Origin of the sequence: Alcaligenes sp. MMA (assembly GCF_020907215.1) — a bacterium.
In the GTDB taxonomy this organism is placed as follows: Bacteria; Pseudomonadota; Gammaproteobacteria; order Burkholderiales; family Burkholderiaceae_B; genus Alcaligenes; species Alcaligenes aquatilis.
On the sequence record NZ_JAJJPP010000001.1, the window covers coordinates 1 to 19286 of the forward strand.

Consider the following 19286-nt stretch of genomic DNA (forward strand, 5'->3'; position numbering starts at 1 on the left):
CCCAGCTGTGTTCTGGTGGCATAAGGACCGGATCCCTGCGATCATCTCGTTCGGACGTCCCTTCCTTCCTCCTGGCCCGTTCTGGGCACCTTGTCTGCCTTGTTCTGTACGGCTTACTAGCGTCTGCTTCGGCTTGCCCCTCGGGTAGCTCCGCCGCGTAGCATCCGGTGCTGGCTAATACAGGTCGGAGCCTTCAGCCTCACCTTCCTTCCTTCTTCTGTACGGCTGTTGTCCGCCCCTTCTTCTCGGCTTGCCTCGGGTAGTTACGTGGATTGGCATCCAGTGAGCCAAGAAAGCCTTTGGTTTGATCGAGCTGATGGCCTATCGGCTGGGGGGACGCTGGATCTTCCCCATTCTTCTTCTACAACACCCCTCCATCCCACCCGTAAAAACTCATTCCGGGCGCTTCTTAACCTACCTTCCTTCCTCTGTTCGCTTACCCACCGTCGCTTCCATCGTCATGGTGCTTGCCTGACTCTGGCTGCGTGGGGTGTTTGTTGTTGATAGCTCTGCACACCTGCATCACCATCAGCCCGTTTCGGTTACCGATTCCCCTTCTTTCTATTCGGCTGCTGCCTACCGTGTCTATTGAGTATGTGGGGTGTGTACTTCCTCGGGATATAGGATTTATCTTCAGGCCGCTACTTCTTCTATTCATATGGTGGTAGCTCTGCCACTGTCATACGGTTAATGCCCAAAGTATGGGTAAAATGGTTCGGTATCGTTATTGTTAATGCTTGTTTCAGGAGAACCGAATGAATCAGCCCATTAGCCCCGAGCTTGAACCAGGCTTGTCGCTGCGCAAGATCACGCACATCTGCTATGGCTTGTTTTCTTTGGCTATGATCAGTGCAGGTATCTTCGGTGCCGCGGCTGTGGCAGCCGTGATCCTGGCCTACGTCAAACGCGGTGATGCGTCGGGCACCATTTATGCCAGTCACCTGGACTGGGTTATCAAGACTTTCTGGTGGGGTCTGTTGTGGGTGGTGCTGAGCGCTTTGCTAACGACCATCTTCATTGGTTGGGTAACCGCGCTGGTGGCCTTGGTTTGGATCGTTCATCGCTTGATCAAAGGCTGGTTGGCTTTGGCTGGTGGTCAGGCGCTGGGCCACGATTACTAGGCCGATCCAGTATCAGAAGAGTTCTGGGCCAGACCAGAAAGAAGTATTTTAAAAGGTGCTCTGATGAGCACCTTTTTTTATGTGATCTCGTTTTGCTCCATTCTGGGTACGATTAGTCTTGGGCCCTTTGCTTGCGGGGCTCTTTGCTTATGCGTGTTGACTCAGCCTCATCGTGACGGTTGGCAGCTTCTCTTCTCTGCGCCCTATGTCAGGGGGGCAAAAAAAATACAAGACGTTTTGCCCTGGTTTCAGGAGCTTAGGCCACTGCAAGCCAGGATGCTTGCTGCTTGAATGCTTGTACTGAAGGATGCCTGGTTTTATGTTGGGTGTTTTCCTGCATGGCTGGGTTTCTCTTCACCTATAAAAACCCCAAAGGGCAAGCCTCAGGGCGCCAGCAAGTGAACCTGCTCGATATGCATATGGTGCATGCATTCACGCAGCAGTAGCAGGTATATACCCAGGTTTTGATTGTTGACTAGCTGATGGATATTTTCCAAAGAGCTAGCGTTGATCATTTTCAGACTGACGGCCCCTTGGCTGGCGGCGGCATAAAGGGTGAACAGATCGTCGATCATGTCCCGATTGATGATGTGCTGTTCATTGCCTTGAGCTGTATGGAGCCAAGCATGTAGTTCTTCTGCATATTCAGCCGTGGCAAATACCGTGAACTGGCGTAGATCCAGACTGGCCGGCATGATGGCGTCTTCGACGACTTCAATGGCATGCTCCAACTGCGCCTGGCGTGAGCTTGAGTCCGAAAAACAATTGGCCAACAGCTGGACTGCGCTAAGTTCCGGGAAGTGCTCCGTATGTACAGGGGCGCCTTGATGCGCCAAGCTGATTTCGGCATGGTCTGCGCTGAAGTCCAGAACGGCCACTTGTGCTTGGGGATGAGCGGCTTGCAGGTTTTGTAGTAATACGGAAGTACTGATCGGAGAAGGTCGCTTGAAGCTATCTGACATAACTATCCTTAAGGTATTTCAATCCGCTTGTTCTTGCTCTCCTGCTTGCTTGAATAAGGCCAAAGCAAGATGCCGTTGTGTGTCATGGTCTACGATGGGGGCCGGGTAGTCTTTCCCTGACCTGAATTCGATAGGGAGCTGCTTGGCCTGCCAAGGCGCGTGAATAGCTTGTTTGTCCAGCGACGCCAGTTCGGGCACATATCGACGTATGAACTGTCCGTCTGGATCAAATTTACGCGATTGGGTTATGGGGTTGAAGATGCGAAAGTAAGGCTGCGCATCGCATCCGGTGGAAGCGGCCCATTGCCAGCCCCCCACGTTAGAAGCCATATCGTAATCAAGCAGCTTCTGGGCAAAATATTGCTCCCCCCATCGCCAGTCTATCAGCAAGTCTTTTACCAGAAAGGACGCACTTATCATGCGCAGCCGGTTGTGCATATAGCCTGACTGGTTCAATTGACGCATGGCGGCATCAACAATTGGATAGCCGGTCTGGCCGTCTTTCCAGGCCTGAAACCAGTCTTCGCGATTAGGGAAAGGCAGGTCCTTGTAGGCCGGCTTGAAGCTCTCTGTCGCCGTTTCTGGGTGATGCCATAGGAACTGCTGGTAGAACTCTCGCCAGATCAGTTCGCTCAGCCAGGTGGCCGCGCCATCGGAGTCGCTGGGCCAAGCCAGAGATACGGCTTGGCGTATGGATAGTGTTCCAAAGCGCAGATGGGGGGCTAAATAGGACACGCCTCGTTTGGCTGGAAAGTCCCGGCGTTCATGATAGGCATGGATTCTGGGCTCAAATTGTTCCAGCAATGTCTGGGCGCCTTGCCAACCGGCGGGACTGAGCAGTTTCGCGCGAGATTTTTCCTGAAAGCCTAATTCTTCCAAGTCAGGTAGGGCTTGCTCTGGCAGGGCGGCCCATTCTCCTTGCGAGCAGTCATAGGCTTGTGCATCCTCCGATTGAATACGCGCCAGCCAGTTCCGCTTGTAAGGTGTAAAAACCGTATACGGTTGTTTTTGCTGTGTCAGGATTTCATCCCGCGCAAAGATGACCTGGTCCTTGAATAGCTTTAGTTCCATGCCTTGGCCAGACAGGGTATGACTGACAGTCTGATCTCGTGCCATGGCCGCAGGTTCGTAGTCTTCATTGGCATAGACCGCCTTCGCATTCAGGCGGTTTGCCAACTCGGGAATTTTCTGTACTGGGTCACCGTGAGCCGTGATCAGTTCACTGCCATATTGGCGCAGTTGTTCCTGCACCTGCAGCAGACTGTCATGTATAAAAGCCAGCCGTACATCGTCGGCAGGCAAGGAGTCCAGGATTGTGCTGTCAAAGATAAATACACAGGCCACAGGCAAACCGCTTTTCAGGGCGTGGTGCAAGGCCGCGTGGTCGTGCAGGCGAAGATCGCGGCGCAGCCAGCATAGGACACGTGGGGTTTGATCGGGAGTAGTAGAGATTGACATCGATATGAAGATGCGAAGGCTTGATGATGACACATGAAAAAGGGCCGCAGCTGAAAGCTCAGCGACGCGGCCCGATACTGCCAAAGGTGCCTGAGCACCCCGCGCTTATTTCAGGTGAGCGCTGACCAGTTTGGTCAGTTCAAACATGGAGACCTGATCCTTGCCGAACAAGGGGCGTAGTTTGGCGTCAGCATTGATGTTGCGACGGTTCTTGGGATCCTGAAGATCGTGTTTCTTGATGTATTCCCAGATTTTCTTCGTAACTTCAGTGCGCGGTAGCGCGCCAGAGCCAATCACCGCAGCCAGTGTTGGGCTAGGAGTGAGTGGTTTCATGAAGGCTGCATTGGGTTTGCGGGTAGCAGGTTTTTTTTCAGTGCTGGCCATGAACGGAACTCCTGAGAAACGAGTTGAAGGGGCGGGTTATGCGCTAGGGCACGACTTGTCTGTCAGCATACCGTGATACTCCTTATACGTCCAAGCCCTTTGTGAGTAGGAGCTTTGCTGGTCTGTAAGCAGATTTTCCAGTGTTTACAGGCTGCTGCAACGCAGTATTGATTTGGGCTCGGGACTTCTGTGCCGACATGCGCAGCGCAGGCAGCTGTAGCATAATGATGGATTCGGCCTGCTGACAGGCAATTGTGGCACCTGTTGCTTTATTGACGGTTCAAAGCACGGAGCCTTTGTTTGATATTGAGTAAAGATATGAGCCCTACTGTGGATACCTTGGTCATTCGTCGTCCTGATGATTGGCATTTGCACCTGCGCGACGGTGCTGTGTTGGAGTCGGTCTTGGGCCATACTGCGGCACAATTTGATCGGGCTATCGTCATGCCCAATCTGACCCCGCCCGTTACGGCAACCGCACAGGCTCTGGCTTACCGCGAGCGCATTCTGAGCGCATTGGCCAAAACCGAGTACGTCGGTAAGTTTGAGCCTTTGATGACTTTGTACCTGACGGACAATACTCAGCCTGAGGAAATCGTTCGCGCCAAGGAAAGTGGGGTTGTGCATGGCGTCAAGCTCTATCCTGCCGGAGCCACCACCAACTCTGACGCCGGTGTGACGGATTTGCTAAAGAACTGTTCCCGGGTGCTGGCGCAGATGCAGGAATCGGGCATGCCTTTGCTAATGCACGGCGAGGTTACGGACCCCAGCATCGACTTGTTTGATCGCGAAGCCGTATTCATTGAGCGTGTGATGATTCCCATGCGCAAGGCTTTCCCCGAGCTGAAAGTGGTGTTTGAACACTTGACCACGGCAGAGGGTGCTGCTTACGTCAGCCAGGCCGAGGGCCCGGTTGCTGCGACCATTACCGCCCATCACCTGCTCTATAACCGTAATGCCCTGTTCCAGGGGGGCTTGCAGCCACACTGGTACTGTTTGCCAGTCTTAAAGCGCGAGAAGCATCGCCAGGCTCTGGTAGACGCCGCAACCAGTGACAGTAACCGTTTTTTCCTGGGTACAGACAGCGCACCCCACTCGCGTAGCCGCAAAGAACAAAGCTGTGGCTGTGCGGGTTGTTACACCGCGCTGCATGCTATGGAGCTGTACGCGTCGGCTTTTGACAAGGCCGGTCGTTTGGATCGCCTAGAGGCCTTTGCCAGCTTGAATGGCCCCGCTTTTTACGGCTTGCCCGTCAATGAAGGAACAATGACGCTGCAACGCCGTCAATTCACGATTCCCGAGTCTGTAGAGATGGCCGGTGAGCCATTGATTCCTCTCGCTGCCGGTCAGGCTCTGGACTGGAGTGTGGTGAGCTAGGGAAAAAAGAGGCGGCTCGGTTCCTGCGTCTTTAATGACGCTTAGCCGGGCGGCTCTTAATATCTGATCTCACTGCGAAATACGTCCGTGGAAACTGTTTTTCTTGATGTGGCGTGGTCTGCCTTGGCCGCACGCATGGCCGCGACCGCTTTGGTCGTGATCTTGGTTTCGTGGTCTGTGGGCGCATTTGGCCCCTTGATCGGTGGTGCCTTGGCGGGCTTGCCCATGGTGCTGGGCCCCGGCTTTTATTTTTTGTCCCAACAGTTTCCCGCCGATTATGTGCAGCAGGCGGCAACCTATGCCGTGTATTCGCTGAGTGCGACGCAACTGTTTTTGCTGCTCATCATTCTTTGCGCTCCCAACTTGTCGCCTTGGCGCACCTTGCTGTGTGCGGTCGCAGCTTGGGCAGTGGCTGCCTTGCTTTTGTCCTTCATGCCCGTGCAGCCTGTGCTGGGGCTAGCCTTGTTTATTGCCGTCACTGCGTTCAGCTTGCGCGCGTCGCGCCGTTTGGCCGGCATGAAAGGGACCAGCAAAGCGAAGGCGGGCTGGGGCTTGCTGATATTCAGAGGAGCCTTGGCAGGACTTCTGGTCGCTATCGTGACCACCAGCAGTTCTTTGTTAGGGCCGAGCTTGTCGGGACTGATTATGGCTTTCCCCATTGGCTATACCGTGGTGGCTGTGACCATTCACCAAACCCTGGGTGCTGCTAGCTTGGTAGCGACCTTGCGTTCGGCTTTGTGGGGGACGGGGAGTCTGGCAGGGTTTTGCACTACGCTGGCCTTGGTCTTCACGTATATGCACTGGCTGCCGGCCTTGCTGTTGGCCGCCGCCGTATCGATTGCGATTACCTTGCTATTGGTGTTTCGCCCCTGGTCCCGCCGGGGCTAAACACTTATTCGGCGTCGAACAATTCCTGACCCTGAGTGTTACGTGGTGGCGTTAGCCCCAAGTGACGCCAGGTGTTCAGGGTGGCAATGCGGCCTCTGGGGGTGCGTTGCAAAAAGCCGTGCTGGATCAGATAGGGTTCGATGACATCTTCAATAGTGTCGCGCTCTTCACCAATGGCAGCGGCCAAGCTGTCTACCCCAACCGGGCCACCGTCAAATTTATGGATGATGGCTTCCAGCAGTTTTCTATCCATTAAATCCAGGCCCTGCGGGTCCACTTCCAGCATGGACAGGGCGGCTTGTGCGCAGTCGGTATGGATGATGCCGCCGGTTTTGACTTCGGCGTAGTCGCGCACCCGGCGCAAAAGCCGGTTGGCAATACGCGGTGTGCCACGTGAGCGGCGGGCAATTTCGTAGGTGCCCTCGTCTGTTGTGCTGACATTAAGCAGGCCGGCACTACGTGCCACAATGTGCGTTAAGTCTTTGACGTCATAGAACTCCAGGCGGGACACAATGCCAAAACGGTCGCGCAAGGGGTTGGTCAGCATGCCTGCTCGGGTTGTCGCGCCGACCAGGGTAAAGGGCTGCAAATCCAATTTGACGCTGCGGGCGGCCGGGCCTTCACCAATCAAAATATCAATCTGGAAGTCTTCCAGGGCCGGGTACAGAATTTCTTCGACAACGGGGGAGAGACGGTGGATTTCGTCAATAAACAGGACGTCGTTGGGTTCCAGATTCGTCAGCAGAGCAGCCAGATCACCGGGGCGCTCCAGCACGGGGCCGGAGGTTTGACGTAGATTCACGCCCATTTCATGGGCAATGATGTGAGCCAGAGTGGTTTTACCCAGACCGGGCGGGCCAAACAGCAAAACGTGGTCCAAGGCCTCCTGACGTTGTCGAGCAGCAGCGATGAAAATTTCTAGCTGTTCACGCGCACGAGCTTGCCCGACATAGTCCTCCAGCATCTTGGGCCGTAAGGCGCGCTCGATGGACTCTTCGTTGGGCGACAAGGGTTTGGGCGTAATGATGCGCTGTTCAGAAGGCAGGCTGGAGAGCGAATCGGAGTGTATGGCCATGATGACTACGCTGATTGAATATACAGTATGGTACACCAAGCGCTAGCCGCCTGAGTACTGAGGCTCGTGGCAGCGTGCACAGAGTGCTTATGCAAATCGTCGCTCTGCTACAGGGAGGATCGTTTTGTGCCGACGGGTCTAGGCTGCTTCGCTTGGCATCCCGCATAATGTGGGTTGGAATTTTCAAACGAGATTTTAGCCATGTCCCTGGAATTACCTGATTTTGCTGATGTTGTGGCTGCCGCAGAACGCTTGGCGCCCGTGGCACACCGCACCCCGGTCCTGACTTCCACTACATTGAACGAGCGCCTGAATGGCGAAGTCTACTTCAAATGCGAGAACTTTCAGCGTATTGGTGCTTTCAAGTTCCGAGGTGGTTTCAATGCACTGGCGCGTTTGACGGATGAACAGAAAAAAGCCGGTGTCGTGGCATTTTCTTCGGGTAATCATGCTCAGGCTGTGGCCTTATCAGCCAAGCTCTTGGGTATACCGGCCACCATCATCATGAATTCGGATGCGCCGGCTCTTAAGCTTGCTGCGACGCGCGGTTACGGGGCCAAAGTGATTGAGTACGATCGCCTGACCCAAGACCGTGCCCAGATTGCCCAGGACTTGGTGGAGCGCGAGGGACTGACTTTGATCCCGCCTTTTGCGCATCCTGATGTGATTTCTGGGCAGGGCACGGCGGCTTTGGAGCTGTTTCAGGAAGTGCCCGATTTGCAGCAATTTTATGTTCCCTTAGGTGGAGGCGGCTTGCTGTCGGGCTGCTTGCTGGCCGCCAAGGCCATGGCACCGGCTTGTGAAGTTTTTGGGGTAGAGCCGCAGGCGGGCGATGATGCGCAGCAGTCTTTGCGTAGTGGGGCGATCGTCAAGATTGCACCGCCTGCATCGATTGCTGATGGGGCGCTGACCCAAGCGCTGGCCCCCATGACGTTCGAGCTGATTCGCAGCATGGTGACGGATATTTTGACGGTGCCGGATACCGAGCTGGTTCAGGCCATGCGTTTCTTTGCGGAGCGCATGAAGATGGTGGTGGAGCCTACAGGGTGTCTGGGTGCCGCAGCGGCAATGCGTCAGGGGGATTTGCAAGGCCGTAAGGTTGGTGTGCTGATCAGTGGTGGTAATGTGGATGTCTCCGCCTTGGGTCGGCTGCTGGCTTGATGAGGTCAGTGATTTGCATACGTAAGCATTTATCTTGCCGATGGTTCAGAAAGCGGATCAAACTGGAGTTGCAAACGAGCAAACGAGCAAACGAGCAAACGAGCAAACGAGCAAACGAGCAAACGAGCAAACGAGCAAACCGCAGTAAGCCAATAGGGCAATTAGCCAGTACATCATCGCATCAATAAGAGTCACGGCGGATACGCTGCCACATGGATAGATATTAAAAACCGGGCCGTTCAGATGAACGGCCCGGTTTCTTATTCATGGCAGTTTTTTGTCACGCGCGTGACAGCGACTTCAAGGCCTGCTTGATCCCTTCCGACACATCAATATCATCAGGTAGTGCTTTGACAGCAATACTGGCTTCCTTGTTGGAGTAGCCCAATGCCTCCAAGGCGTGCAGCACATCATCACGGCTATTGGGAACGGCGCTGACGGCGCCACCGCCACCCAGGTCTGCACCCAGCTTGCCACGCAGTTCCAGCAAAAGACGCTCGGCTGTTTTCTTGCCTATGCCTGGAATCTTCACCAGACGGGAAGTCTCCTGGCGGGTAATAGCATCGGCCAGTTCTTCAGCATTCATGCCTGAAAGCAAAGATAGGGCTGTGCGGGCACCAATACCGGTGACTTTGATCAGTGCCTTGAAGGTGCTGCGCTCGTTCAGGCTGGAAAAGCCAAACAGCACGTGAGCATCTTCACGAATGGCCAGATGGGTGAACAGATTGACCTGCGCCCCCAGCTCCGGCATTTGGTAGAGCGTACTCATGGGTACATCGATTTCATAACCGACCCCCCCTACATCCACGCAGATGGTAGGCGGTTGTTTTTCGATCAAGGTACCCCGGATGCGACCTATCATGATGTTCCTTCTGGATAGTTAACCCAAGATCCGGCCAGCGCGAATGCGACGGCGCGGCCCGCTTGTGAGAGCTCCGCTTTTTTGCAGACCACCCACCACACTGCTGTGATGGGCATGGCTGATGGCGCAGGCCAGGGCATCGGCCGAGTCCGGCGCAGGCAGGCCGTTCAACTGCAAGAGCCGTTGGACCATCAGTTGGATTTGTTCTTTGGCAGCGTGGCCGCTGCCGGTGACGGTTTTCTTGATCTGCAAAGCCGTGTATTCATGGACATCCAGCCCACCTACCGCCAGCGCACACAAGGCGGCGCCCCGTGCTTGCCCCAGCAAAAGGGTAGAGGCAGGGTTGCTGTTTACAAAGACTTTTTCAATGGCAGAGGTATCGGGCTTGCTTTGCTCAATCACTTCCGTGATGTGAGTCAAAATCAGCTTGAGCCGCTCTGCCAGAGGCAGATCGGGCGGGACCACGATGGTCCCGCTGGCCACATAGCGCAAGCTGGGCCCCTGGGCGTCGATCACTCCGAAACCAGTGCGACGCAAGCCAGGGTCTATGCCCAGGATTCGCATATTAGTGACGGAAGTGGCGTGTGCCGGTCAAGACCATGGCAATACCACGCTCGTTCGCGGCGGCAATGACTTCGTCGTCACGCACGCTGCCGCCGGGCTGAATCACGCAGGTGGCGCCAGCTTCGGCAACCACATCCAGACCATCGCGGAAGGGGAAGAACGCGTCGGACGCGACAGCCGAACCCTGCAGGGTCAAGCCCGCGTTTTCAGCCTTGATGGAGGCGATGCGGGCAGAGTCCACACGGCTCATCTGGCCTGCGCCTACGCCTAGCGTCATGCCTTGGCCGCAGAACACAATAGCGTTGGATTTCACGTACTTGGCCACGTTCCAGGCAAACAGCATGTCTTGCATTTGCTGGGCGGTAGGCTGGACTTGCGTCACGACCTTGAAGCCTTCGGTGTTGTCGCGGAACGTATCGGGCGTTTGCACCAACCAGCCGCCACCCACACGTTTGACGTCAAAAGCGTTGTGAGCCTGACCGGGCTGAATGCTCAGTACGCGCACGTTCTTTTTTGCGGCAAACACGTCCAGTGCACCTTGAGTGTAGGAAGGTGCCAGTAGGACTTCCACAAACTGGCTGCTGATCGCTTGGGCCGCCGCTTCGTCCACCTCGCGGTTAAAGGCAATAATGCCGCCAAAGGCCGAGGTTGGGTCTGTTTGGAAGGCTTTGCGGTAGGATTCTTCGGCGGTTTCGCCCAAGGCTACACCACACGGGTTAGCGTGCTTGACGATGACGCAGGCGCCCGCATCAAAGCTGCGTACACATTCCCAAGCAGCATCGGCGTCAGCAATATTGTTGTAGGACAGTTCCTTGCCCTGCAATTGCTTGTAGCGACCCAGCAGACCTTCACCAATGGTGCCGTCTGTGTAGAAAGCAGCGCTTTGGTGCGGGTTCTCGCCGTAGCGCAGCGTCTGTTCCTGTTTGAGCTGAATAGTCAGCACATTGGGCCAGGTGTTCACTTCGGGGGCGCTGTCCTGGGCAGGCTCGGCTTGAGCCAGGCTGCTCAGGTAAGCGGCAATGGCACCGTCGTAAGCGGCGGTATGGGCGTAAACCTTGGCAGCCAGTTCCAGACGCAGGCCGTAAGAAGGGTGACCAGCAGGGCCGTCCATATCAGCCAGTACGCGTTCGTAATCGACAGGGTCAATGACGACACAGGCGCCGCCTTCAGGCGTACCGTGGTTTTTGGCAGCAGCGCGCAACATGGCGGGGCCGCCAATATCAATGTTCTCTACCGCATCGGCAAAGGTGCAACCCGGCTTGGCAATGGTTTCACGGAATGGGTAGAGGTTGACGACCAGTAGATCGATACGGTCAATGCCGTGCTCTTCCAATGTCTTCAGGTGTTCGGCGCTGTCGCGACGGGCCAGCAGGCCACCGTGAATTTTGGGATGCAGTGTTTTGACACGGCCATCCAGAATTTCTGGCGAACCGGTGTGCTGGGCCACTTCGGTAACGCTCAGGCCGGCCTGGGCCAGCAGCTTGGCCGTGCCGCCAGTGGAGAGAAGCCGCACTCCGCGCTGGGCGAGTGCTTGGGCAAATTCGACAATACCGGTTTTGTCGGAGACAGAGAGAAGAGCTGTCTGGATTTTCATGGAAGGTGAGACGTGAGAGTTAGGAATCAGGGTTGCAGATTGTGGGCGCTGAGTTTCTTGCGCAAGGTACTGCGCGTGATACCCAGCATTTCTGCGGCCTTGGATTGGTTGCCCGCGGATTTCTCCAGGGCAACTTGCAGGACAGGCCGTTCCACGCAGGAGATGACCATCGACAACAGATCGCGTGGCTCGGATTCGCCCAGATCGGCGAAGTAGCGTTCGAGGCGTTCACGTACGGACTGTTCTAGTGGGTTGGTCGTTGACATTTTTTTCTGAAGGTATACGAAGTACTTAAATACAAAAGAGCCACACAGCTGTCTTTTATTGCAGGTAGGGCTGGTCCAGGTCGCATTCTTGAAACCAGTGAGTAATGGCTTCTAATTGATCTGCACAGTTTTCGATACGATTAATCTGATCCAGCCAGTGTCGGGAGTCCGGCATATCCGACAGATACCAGCCTATATGCTTGCGGGCAGTACGTACTCCAGTGTGCTGCCCGTAGAAAACGTAGTGGTCTTGCAGGTGTTCGATCATGCAATCGCGCAGCTCGCCAAAGGTGGGGGCTGCACGATGTTCGCCATGTTCGAGGTAATGCAGGATTTCCCTGAAAATCCAGGGCCGCCCTTGCGCGGCTCGACCAATCATGACGGCATCCGCTCCGGTGTACTCTAGTACGAATTTTGCCTTTTCGGGACTATCGATATCCCCATTGGCGATGACCGGAATAGAGAGGCTGTTCTTGACTTCGCGTATGGTGTCGTATTCGGCGTGGCCCTGGTAGAAGTCGCAGCGTGTGCGGCCATGCAGGGTCAACGCGGCAATGCCGATATCTTCGGCCAAGCGGGCAATACGAACAGCATTGCGCGATTGCGCATCCCAGCCAGTGCGGGTCTTGAGTGTAACCGGAACCTGGTAGGGAGTACATGCCTTGACAACGTGTTCAAGGATTTCAATGATGCGTGGCTCGTCACGTAACAGGGCTGAACCCGAGGCGACGTTACAGACTTTTTTGGCCGGGCATCCCATATTGATATCAATGATACGAGCGCCTTTGCTGATGTTGAATACGGCGGCTTCGGCCATCATTTCAGGGTCGGAGCCGGCAATCTGTACAGCGATCGGGTCAGCCTCTCCTTCGTGATTGAGTCGTCGTGCTGTTTTCACGCTATCCCACAAGCGCTTGTTGCTGGCGGCCATTTCCGAGACGGCATAACCGGCGCCCAGTGTCTTGCACAGACGACGATAAGGTCTGTCTGTGACTCCCGCCATGGGGGCAATGAAAATAGGGTTGGGAAGGGTCCAGGGGCCGATACGCATGGGGAAGATTTTAACCCTGCGACACGGCTTCGTGGGCAAGGACTTACAAGAAGAAAAGGACAGGCCCCGTATTAGAGCCCCTGTTGCTGGTGGGCCTAGGCGCGCATCCCTTGCAGCAGTTGTCGGGCAAAGGGCTGACGAGCGAAAGGCAGGGTGTCCATCGCCAACAGTCCTAGACCACAAGCGTGCTGGATCAAGGGGTTTTTGGTGGCAAACAGACGTGGCAAAGTGTCGGTGATGGCAGCAGTTAACCAGCGATCCGGACGACGCAGACGGGCATAGCGTGCCAAAAAGGGATCGGGGTTCTGGCTGCAATCGGCTTGCCAGGCGGCCAGACACTGTGACAATTGTGCGACATCGCGCAGGCCCAGGTTCAGACCCTGACCGGCAACCGGGTGCAAGGTCTGGGCGGCATTGCCTACAGCCAGCAGGCGCTCGGACAAGCGGCTGGGGCCAGCATGGAAGGCGAGCGGAAAGATGTGGCGCTTGGAGACCAGCTCCAGATGCCCCAGGCGCTCCCCAAAGGCCTGCAGCATGGCGGTCTGAAACGCGTCGACAGGCAGTTCGGCCAAGGATTGGCTGCGCTCCGGGCTATTGCACCAGACGATCGCGTATAGGTCCGGAGCGTCAGGGTGGGGCAGGGCTGCAAAGGGGCCATGTTCGGTAAAGCGCTCGTATGCCCAGCCGGTTTGAGGCTGGCTGGCGCGTACTGTCGTCAACAGGGCGTGTTGGCCGTAATCGCGTCGTACGCCGCTGGGACGGACGCCGTCACACTGCACGGCAATCAAGGCCGTGGCCTGACCGGCATCGTGGTCGACCAGAATTTGTTTGGGGGCGGAATGGGTACGGGCTTGCTGGGCAGGCAGCAGGGTGACGCCGCTGTCGCGCAACCGGGCATGCAAGGCCCAGAGCAAATCATCGTAGTGCACCACCGCGCCCAGATCGGGGACGCCCAGTTCATCGGCCTGAATCAGGCAACGGCCCAGACGCCCCTTTTGGGATACATGCACGGTGCGCATCAGGGCGGCGCGCTCGGGCCAGGCTTTGAGCTGATTCAGAATCAAGCGACGGCTGCCGTGATTCAGGGCCAGGGTGCGCGGATCGCCTTGAGCATGTTCGGTGCTGGCCAGATTGAAGTTTTTCCCCAGGACGGCGATGCGTGACGGGCTTGGGTGCTGGGCAGCCAGCATTAGCGCCAAAGATGCGCCTACGGGACCGGCGCCACAAATGGCGATGTCGTAGTCGGTGGCATTCATGGGGGACCTCATGACGGCAAGGAAGTAATTCAGGTATTGTACGGGAAGGTGGCTGTCAAATTGGCGTTAAGCAATTGACAGCTGTGCTCAATGGCTGGCAGCACAAGCCCGGATTGGATGCCTTGCATGTCTCAGCAGACTTTGTCATTTGTACAGACCAAACCTTTTCGCCATAAAGTCACCGCCGCGTGGCTGTCTCTTTTATTAGGCGTGGTGGGCGCACAGCACCGTTATTTGGGCCGGCGTTTTTGGTATGTCCCGTTGGCGTTTACCAGTTTGGCCGTTCTGGGAACGCTGGTGTTTGAGCAGGGGCTGGATTCGCTATTTCCCAATTTGTTGATCTTGCCAGTCAGTGCCGGGATTATCGAGGCCGTCATTCTGGCTCTGCGTAGCCCCGAAAAATTTGACGCGCTCTACAACCGGCAAAGCGATCAACATAACCAGCATGGCTGGCCCAGTGTCCTGACGGCGGTGGTGGCTGCAGTTGCCTTTGCCAATATCAGCCTGTTCTGGCTGGTGCACATCATCATGGCCTTTTATCGCTATATGGGCTGGCTGGATTTGTCTGTGTATTAAACACATCAAGTGCCTTGTAAAGTAAAGGTTTTTCTAGGGGGCTGCCTTGTGGAAGGGGGCTGCGCACGTTACACTACGGGTTCTTTAGTTTTATAGGAGCTGTGTGGTGAATCCCGACCCCGGCGACAGTGCTAGTCGATCTATGTTCGACCTATCTATGTCCAGGCGCGTTCAGGCCCGCTGATTCCTTCACAGCTTGCCGCGTCCTGGAAATTTCAGGGCGTGGTATCTCAGGCAGTTGTTCTTGCTGCCTTAACTTCCCCGCCATTTCATTCTCTGAAAGCCTTGCGCTTTCTGAATCCTGATGTGTTGCAACGTTAATGTGCAATAGGGGGAATGTATGCGTATTTTTGATCTCTTTTTGCGCCGTGCCGGCATCCAGGCCTCTGCCCTGCGTGCCCGTGCCCCTTTGTCCGTCTCCCGTTTGACGGTTGTCTGCCCTCGTGGCGATCTGGCCCAGATCCGGCGTCGTATTTACTCGGACCTGAACACGGCGGGTATCCGCGTGGCCAATGTGCAGGTGGACCATTCCGATACGCACGATACCGCGTGCGTGACCTTGACCTGCCCGCCTGAACTGCGAGCAGAGCTGATGCAGCGTGCCCGGTTGATTCGGGATTATCCCGGTGTGTTGAATGTGAAGTGGGCAGGCCGGGAGCGTATTGCTATAAACTAAACCGCAACTGGATTTGCGGATGGCGCTGCTATGTCCTTGCTCGACTGGCTGACACCTTGGGAGTTTTCTCCTGTTCTGCTTTTGACCTTCTTGCTGGTCATCACTTTGTACGTCCGGGGGCGGCAAGTACACCGCCCCAATCTTTTGCGCCAGTCCTTTTTCTGGATTGGCCTGATTCTCCTCTACCTTTCTTTGCACACGCGCCTGGACTATTACGCCGAGCGCATGTTCTTCATTCATCGGGCCCAGCATCTGATCTTGCATCATCTGGGGCCCTTGTTTCTGATGGGTGCCTATCCTGGTCAAACCTTGCGCGCTGGCTTGCCTTCAAGCTGGCGACGGGCTCTGGCGCACTGGTTGCGTCGACCCAGTGGCCGGCGTGTCCAGGCTGTCCTGACCAACCCGATACTGGTCGCTTTCCTGTTTGTTTTCCTGGTCCTGATCTGGATGCTGCCTACGGTGCAGTTCTATTCCATGCTGGACTGGCGTTTGTACCGTTTGATGAACTGGTCTGTGGTGATCAGCGGGATCATGTATTGGAACCTGATCCTGGATCGCCGGCCTTCGCCACCGGCCCGGCTGTCGGTGGGTGGGCGTATACTTTCGCCGGTTATTACGATGGTGCCGCAAATGATTGTGGGTGCCATCATCACCTTTACCGAATACGATCTCTATCCAATTTTTGATTTATGTGGTCGTGCCATTGCGGGCATGGATGCACTGGATGATCAGGTCATGGGAGGCCTGATCATGTGGGTGTTGGCCGGTCTGGTAGAAGTGTTTGGCCTTTTGTATGCCTTGGGCACCTTGATGCGCCTGTCAGCGCGTCACCGTTTGCCAGAATCTCGCAGGCAGACAAACGCTATGATGGTCAGGGCCAATTGATTTTGTCGGGAGTATCCATGCAGTTTAAACCCGCCCGTTCCGCACTTTCTCTATGTCTGGCACTGTCGCTGACGTTCAGTTCAGTGATACCTGCACAGGCGCAGCCTGTGGGCATTCCTTCAATGGGAGCCGCTTCGGGTGCCGAGCTGTCTCCGGCTTTGGAGCGGACTTTGGGCAATGCCATTATGGAGCAGGGCAGGCGCTCGCCCGAATATGTGTCGGACCCGGATATCAATCAGTATCTGACGGATATGGGCCGCAGGCTGGCTCAGTATGGCCCGGCCATGGCGCAGCCTGTGACGGTGTTTGTCCTGCGCGATAGCAGTATCAATGCCTTCGCCTTGCCCGGTGGCTATATTGGTATTCATAGCGGTCTCTTTACGGCTTCACAGTCTGAGTCCGAGCTGGCCTCGGTGCTGGCTCACGAAATTGCCCACGTGGCGCAACGTCACGTGGCTCGCGGTATTACGCAAAGTGCGCAAAGCAACCACTTGCTCATCGCCGCTCTGGCCGGTGCCTTGCTGGGTGCCTTGGCGGGCAGCGGTGATCTGGCGATGGGGGCGGCTGCCTTCGGACAAGCGGCAGCCGTGGATCGTCAGTTGGGATTTTCACGGCAGGCTGAGCAAGAGGCTGACCGGGTTGGTTTCGAGATGCTGCTCAAGGCCGGTTACGAGCCTCAAGGCATGGTGCAGATGTTTCAGCGTCTGGCGGCGGCTTCGCGCCTGAATGAACGCGCGACAGCCAATGAGTACGCCAGCACTCACCCCATGTCTCAGCAGCGTGAATCGGACATCAGTAACCGGGTGCGCGGTTTGCCGGCCAGCAGTTATCAGGACACTCCTTCGTTTTGGTATATCCGTGCGAAGTTGATGGTGATGCAGGCCGGGGGCGGGCAGTCCTTGCGCGTTCTGGAGCAGGCGCTGCAAAGCACGAACCAGTCACAAAGTGATCTGGAGCGCTCTGCGGCGCAGTACGGTCTGGCTTATATTGCGCAAGGCCGTCAGGATTATGAGCAGGCTCGTGTGCATTTGACCGAAGCTCGGGGGCAGGGCCAGTTCCAGGCTCCTGAACTGGATACCTTGGGGATCCGCATTGCGATTGCCGATCGTGATGTGCAAGGGGCTCTGAATTTAGCTAAACAAGCCTGGCAGCGGTGGCCCAAGAGCCAAGGGGTGGCTTTGGCTTATGTGCAGGTCTTGCAGCAATTGGGACAAAATGATCAGGCGCAGGCTTTCTTGACGGATCGCATCAAACAATGGCCTGATGAACCGCAATTGCATCAGTTGCTGGCCAAAACCTATGACCGTTTGGGCGATGGGGTTAAGGCTCGTCGTGCCATGGCTCAATATTATGAATTGGTCGGGGCATTGCCTACCGCGGTGGAGCAACTACAGCAGGCCCGCAATTTGACCCAGGATTTCTATCAGCAATCTGAGCTGGATACGCAGATTCGCCAATTGCGCGAGCGTGTTGAAAGTGAGCGTGTCTTGCTGGAGCGTTTCCGCTCCTGATGAGCCCGCAGGCCCGCTTTAAGCCGTTTTAGCTATTGGTTTCAAAAAAGCGGGCCAGTCTTGCGGGTAACCACCCCATATTGCCGGGAATACTACCTGTAATGAACCCGACGTGCCCACCCTCGGCTGGCTGGTGCAGCAAAATAGAATCCGAGCAGTCCTGAATGGTTGGCAAACTGGTGTGCGGCACGAAAGGATCGTTGCGGGCATTCAAAACCAACGTGGGGATTTTGATATTGCGTAGCAAAGGTTTGCTGGACGCGCGCGTCCAGTAGTCCAGCGCATGGCTGAAACCGTGCATGGGCGCAGTGTAAATATCGTCGAAGTCGCGTATGGTGCGGGCCTGGTTTAGGCGGGCAGTATCGACCATTCCTGGAAAGCGATGAGCTTTGTCCTGCAACTTGCGGCGCATACTTTTCAAAAAGTAGGGCGAGTAGAACCAGCGACCCATTCGGGATTCGGACAGGTAGCGGCCACAAGCGACCAGATCCAGTGGCACCGAAATGGAGGCACATGCCTGCAGCCAGGAGACCTCATCACCCGCTTCACCCAAGTACTTGAGCACGGCATTGCCGCCCAGCGAGGTGCCGGCCGCATGCCAGCGCACATTGGGCAGATGGCCACGAACGGTATTTAAGATAAAGCTGATTTCTTCCGAGTCGCCCGAGTAATAGGCGCGTGCCATACGATTTGGAAAGCCTGAGCAACCCCGGAAATGGGCGACAACTACAATCCAGCCGCGTGCGCGAAAGTACTGCGCAATGGCCTGGATGTAATGGCTGCGGCTGCTGCCTTCCAGGCCGTGAAACAGGATCAGAGCATGGGTGTCAGTGGTGCTGGGCAGGCTGTCCCAATCCTGGGGCTGCATCCAGCGGCGGGCAGCGGTACGGGATAGATGGGCGTCGGGCTGGGCGGTGGCGCCGTTGGCCAGCTTGTCTGCAAACAGGCCCGGCCCGGTCCAGTCCAGATCCAGAAAATCGCCATCGGGCGTATCAAGTCTTTGGCGGACAAAGGCAATATGGTGATGGCGGGCAAAAAATGCCCCGTGAATCGTTTGAAGGTGTCCGCCAGGCAGCCAGGCGGGCAGAGGGCAGGCGCTGGAATCCAGACGAGCAGTCACTTCGGCATGACGCCAAGGGTGCGCGTCTGCTCCGGGCACAGGGCCCGGCGCTATCGCATTGCCAGAGGGGGGAGCAGTGGGATCCAACGAAGCCAGCTTCAAAAATTAATGACCGTGAACCTTCTCGCCTTCTTTCAGGCGGTAGCGGGCACCACAGTAAGGACAAGCGGCTTCGCCAGTTTTGCTGATATCGATGAATACGCGAGGGTGCATATTCCATAGCGTGCTGCCAGGACGAGGGCAGTGTACGGGCAGATCGTCGGCTCCGACCATGATCAGTTCGTGATCTGCTTTTTTAGGTTCGATAGCGGCGCTCATAAGGTTCCTGATAACAATGAGAGGGTAACAATACCGTACACGTAACGGCGATGCTGAGCGTTACGTGCGTAGACTAGCGATTGTAGCAAGACCCGGCCTGTTTTTTCTTGACCATATTAATAGAGCAAGATGTTCGGGGCCGTCTTTTGCTTCTAGAATAAGAAAAATCACAAGTAAAGCT

The 19286-nt window shown here is 56.0% G+C and carries 20 protein-coding genes; 8 read left to right on the forward strand and 12 right to left on the reverse strand.

Annotated elements, in window-relative coordinates:
• The first annotated feature begins 755 nt into the window (after nt 1–755).
• A complete protein-coding gene (locus LNA76_RS00005; RefSeq protein WP_094197537.1) occupies nt 756–1121 on the forward strand; it encodes a DUF4870 family protein in 366 nt (121 codons plus the stop codon).
• 383 nt (nt 1122–1504) lie between these two features.
• Here LNA76_RS00005 and LNA76_RS00010 read toward each other — a convergent pair whose 3' ends face one another.
• From LNA76_RS00010 to LNA76_RS00020, 3 genes are all read right to left on the reverse strand, one after another.
• Nucleotides 1505–2083 (reverse strand): hypothetical protein, encoded by a 579-nt coding sequence (locus LNA76_RS00010; RefSeq protein WP_094197536.1) that lies wholly within the window; start codon nt 2081–2083, stop codon nt 1505–1507.
• 18 nt (nt 2084–2101) lie between these two features.
• Nucleotides 2102–3541 (reverse strand): cryptochrome/photolyase family protein, encoded by a 1440-nt coding sequence (locus tag LNA76_RS00015; protein WP_230017563.1) that lies wholly within the window; start codon nt 3539–3541, stop codon nt 2102–2104.
• Nucleotides 3542–3646: 105 nt separating this feature from the next.
• A complete protein-coding gene (locus LNA76_RS00020) occupies nt 3647–3925 on the reverse strand; it encodes an SWIB/MDM2 domain-containing protein (RefSeq protein ID WP_009459783.1) in 279 nt (92 codons plus the stop codon).
• Between the two features lie 318 nt (nt 3926–4243).
• Between LNA76_RS00020 and pyrC the strand changes: the two genes are divergently transcribed.
• Nucleotides 4244–5302, forward strand: coding sequence for a dihydroorotase (gene pyrC / locus LNA76_RS00025; protein ID WP_121739462.1), 1059 nt, complete (start codon nt 4244–4246; stop codon nt 5300–5302).
• 87 nt (nt 5303–5389) lie between these two features.
• A complete protein-coding gene (locus LNA76_RS00030; RefSeq protein ID WP_230017564.1) occupies nt 5390–6190 on the forward strand; it encodes a hypothetical protein in 801 nt (266 codons plus the stop codon).
• A 4-nt stretch (nt 6191–6194) separates the two neighbouring features.
• Here the strand turns inward: LNA76_RS00030 and ruvB are convergent, their stop codons facing one another.
• Nucleotides 6195–7265: a Holliday junction branch migration DNA helicase RuvB gene (gene ruvB, locus LNA76_RS00035; protein WP_230017565.1), complete on the reverse strand. Its 1071-nt coding sequence runs from the start codon at nt 7263–7265 to the stop codon at nt 6195–6197.
• Between the two features lie 201 nt (nt 7266–7466).
• Between ruvB and LNA76_RS00040 the strand changes: the two genes are divergently transcribed.
• Nucleotides 7467–8426, forward strand: a complete 960-nt coding sequence (locus LNA76_RS00040) for a threo-3-hydroxy-L-aspartate ammonia-lyase (RefSeq protein ID WP_094197532.1) — start codon at nt 7467–7469, stop codon at nt 8424–8426.
• A 280-nt stretch (nt 8427–8706) separates the two neighbouring features.
• Here the strand turns inward: LNA76_RS00040 and ruvA are convergent, their stop codons facing one another.
• The 6 genes from ruvA to LNA76_RS00070 all read right to left on the reverse strand — a co-directional run bounded on the left by ruvA (nt 8707) and on the right by LNA76_RS00070 (nt 14019).
• On the reverse strand, nt 8707–9288 hold the full coding sequence (gene ruvA / locus LNA76_RS00045; RefSeq protein ID WP_121739460.1) for a Holliday junction branch migration protein RuvA: 582 nt from the start codon (nt 9286–9288) through the stop codon (nt 8707–8709).
• 18 nt (nt 9289–9306) lie between these two features.
• Entirely contained in the window at nt 9307–9852 is a 546-nt protein-coding gene (gene ruvC, locus LNA76_RS00050; protein ID WP_094197530.1) for a crossover junction endodeoxyribonuclease RuvC, read from the reverse strand.
• 1 nt (nt 9853) lies between these two features.
• Nucleotides 9854–11446 (reverse strand): bifunctional phosphoribosylaminoimidazolecarboxamide formyltransferase/IMP cyclohydrolase, encoded by a 1593-nt coding sequence (purH, locus tag LNA76_RS00055; RefSeq protein WP_230017566.1) that lies wholly within the window; start codon nt 11444–11446, stop codon nt 9854–9856.
• 26 nt (nt 11447–11472) lie between these two features.
• The gene (locus LNA76_RS00060; protein ID WP_003803089.1) at nt 11473–11712 is read right to left on the reverse strand and encodes a helix-turn-helix domain-containing protein; all 240 of its coding nucleotides are present in this window, start codon (nt 11710–11712) and stop codon (nt 11473–11475) included.
• A 55-nt stretch (nt 11713–11767) separates the two neighbouring features.
• On the reverse strand, nt 11768–12763 hold the full coding sequence (gene dusB / locus LNA76_RS00065) for a tRNA dihydrouridine synthase DusB (RefSeq protein ID WP_094197528.1): 996 nt from the start codon (nt 12761–12763) through the stop codon (nt 11768–11770).
• A 95-nt stretch (nt 12764–12858) separates the two neighbouring features.
• On the reverse strand, nt 12859–14019 hold the full coding sequence (locus LNA76_RS00070) for an FAD-dependent monooxygenase (protein ID WP_094197527.1): 1161 nt from the start codon (nt 14017–14019) through the stop codon (nt 12859–12861).
• Nucleotides 14020–14145: 126 nt separating this feature from the next.
• On the opposite strand from LNA76_RS00070, the gene LNA76_RS00075 reads away from it, so the two are divergent.
• From LNA76_RS00075 to LNA76_RS00090, 4 genes are all read left to right on the forward strand, one after another.
• On the forward strand, nt 14146–14595 hold the full coding sequence (locus LNA76_RS00075; protein WP_230017567.1) for a hypothetical protein: 450 nt from the start codon (nt 14146–14148) through the stop codon (nt 14593–14595).
• Nucleotides 14596–14935: 340 nt separating this feature from the next.
• Nucleotides 14936–15271: a hypothetical protein gene (locus LNA76_RS00080; RefSeq protein ID WP_003803097.1), complete on the forward strand. Its 336-nt coding sequence runs from the start codon at nt 14936–14938 to the stop codon at nt 15269–15271.
• Nucleotides 15272–15301: 30 nt separating this feature from the next.
• Nucleotides 15302–16156, forward strand: coding sequence for a cytochrome c oxidase assembly protein (locus LNA76_RS00085; protein WP_094197525.1), 855 nt, complete (start codon nt 15302–15304; stop codon nt 16154–16156).
• Between the two features lie 17 nt (nt 16157–16173).
• Nucleotides 16174–17667, forward strand: a complete 1494-nt coding sequence (locus LNA76_RS00090) for a M48 family metalloprotease (RefSeq protein WP_230017568.1) — start codon at nt 16174–16176, stop codon at nt 17665–17667.
• A gap of 28 nt (nt 17668–17695) precedes the next feature.
• Here the strand turns inward: LNA76_RS00090 and LNA76_RS00095 are convergent, their stop codons facing one another.
• Nucleotides 17696–18826, reverse strand: coding sequence for a YheT family hydrolase (locus LNA76_RS00095; protein WP_094198418.1), 1131 nt, complete (start codon nt 18824–18826; stop codon nt 17696–17698).
• Between the two features lie 66 nt (nt 18827–18892).
• A complete protein-coding gene (locus tag LNA76_RS00100) occupies nt 18893–19105 on the reverse strand; it encodes a zinc-finger domain-containing protein (protein WP_094197523.1) in 213 nt (70 codons plus the stop codon).
• Between the last annotated feature and the right edge of the window lie 181 nt (nt 19106–19286).

Excerpts from the sequence above, each read along its gene's own strand:
- LNA76_RS00005 (WP_094197537.1), top strand. The coding sequence starts at position 756 with ATGAATCAGCCCATTAGCCCCGAGCTTGAACCAGGCTTGTCGCTGCGC.
- LNA76_RS00010 (WP_094197536.1), bottom strand. The coding sequence starts at position 2,083 with ATGTCAGATAGCTTCAAGCGACCTTCTCCGATCAGTACTTCCGTATTA.
- LNA76_RS00015 (WP_230017563.1), bottom strand. The coding sequence starts at position 3,541 with ATGTCAATCTCTACTACTCCCGATCAAACCCCACGTGTCCTATGCTGG.
- LNA76_RS00020 (WP_009459783.1), bottom strand. The coding sequence starts at position 3,925 with ATGGCCAGCACTGAAAAAAAACCTGCTACCCGCAAACCCAATGCAGCC.
- pyrC (WP_121739462.1), top strand. The coding sequence starts at position 4,244 with ATGAGCCCTACTGTGGATACCTTGGTCATTCGTCGTCCTGATGATTGG.
- ruvB (WP_230017565.1), bottom strand. The coding sequence starts at position 7,265 with ATGGCCATACACTCCGATTCGCTCTCCAGCCTGCCTTCTGAACAGCGC.
- LNA76_RS00040 (WP_094197532.1), top strand. The coding sequence starts at position 7,467 with ATGTCCCTGGAATTACCTGATTTTGCTGATGTTGTGGCTGCCGCAGAA.
- ruvA (WP_121739460.1), bottom strand. The coding sequence starts at position 9,288 with ATGATAGGTCGCATCCGGGGTACCTTGATCGAAAAACAACCGCCTACC.
- ruvC (WP_094197530.1), bottom strand. The coding sequence starts at position 9,852 with ATGCGAATCCTGGGCATAGACCCTGGCTTGCGTCGCACTGGTTTCGGA.
- purH (WP_230017566.1), bottom strand. The coding sequence starts at position 11,446 with ATGAAAATCCAGACAGCTCTTCTCTCTGTCTCCGACAAAACCGGTATT.
- LNA76_RS00060 (WP_003803089.1), bottom strand. The coding sequence starts at position 11,712 with ATGTCAACGACCAACCCACTAGAACAGTCCGTACGTGAACGCCTCGAA.
- dusB (WP_094197528.1), bottom strand. The coding sequence starts at position 12,763 with ATGCGTATCGGCCCCTGGACCCTTCCCAACCCTATTTTCATTGCCCCC.
- LNA76_RS00070 (WP_094197527.1), bottom strand. The coding sequence starts at position 14,019 with ATGAATGCCACCGACTACGACATCGCCATTTGTGGCGCCGGTCCCGTA.
- LNA76_RS00075 (WP_230017567.1), top strand. The coding sequence starts at position 14,146 with ATGTCTCAGCAGACTTTGTCATTTGTACAGACCAAACCTTTTCGCCAT.
- LNA76_RS00080 (WP_003803097.1), top strand. The coding sequence starts at position 14,936 with ATGCGTATTTTTGATCTCTTTTTGCGCCGTGCCGGCATCCAGGCCTCT.
- LNA76_RS00085 (WP_094197525.1), top strand. The coding sequence starts at position 15,302 with ATGTCCTTGCTCGACTGGCTGACACCTTGGGAGTTTTCTCCTGTTCTG.
- LNA76_RS00090 (WP_230017568.1), top strand. The coding sequence starts at position 16,174 with ATGCAGTTTAAACCCGCCCGTTCCGCACTTTCTCTATGTCTGGCACTG.
- LNA76_RS00100 (WP_094197523.1), bottom strand. The coding sequence starts at position 19,105 with ATGAGCGCCGCTATCGAACCTAAAAAAGCAGATCACGAACTGATCATG.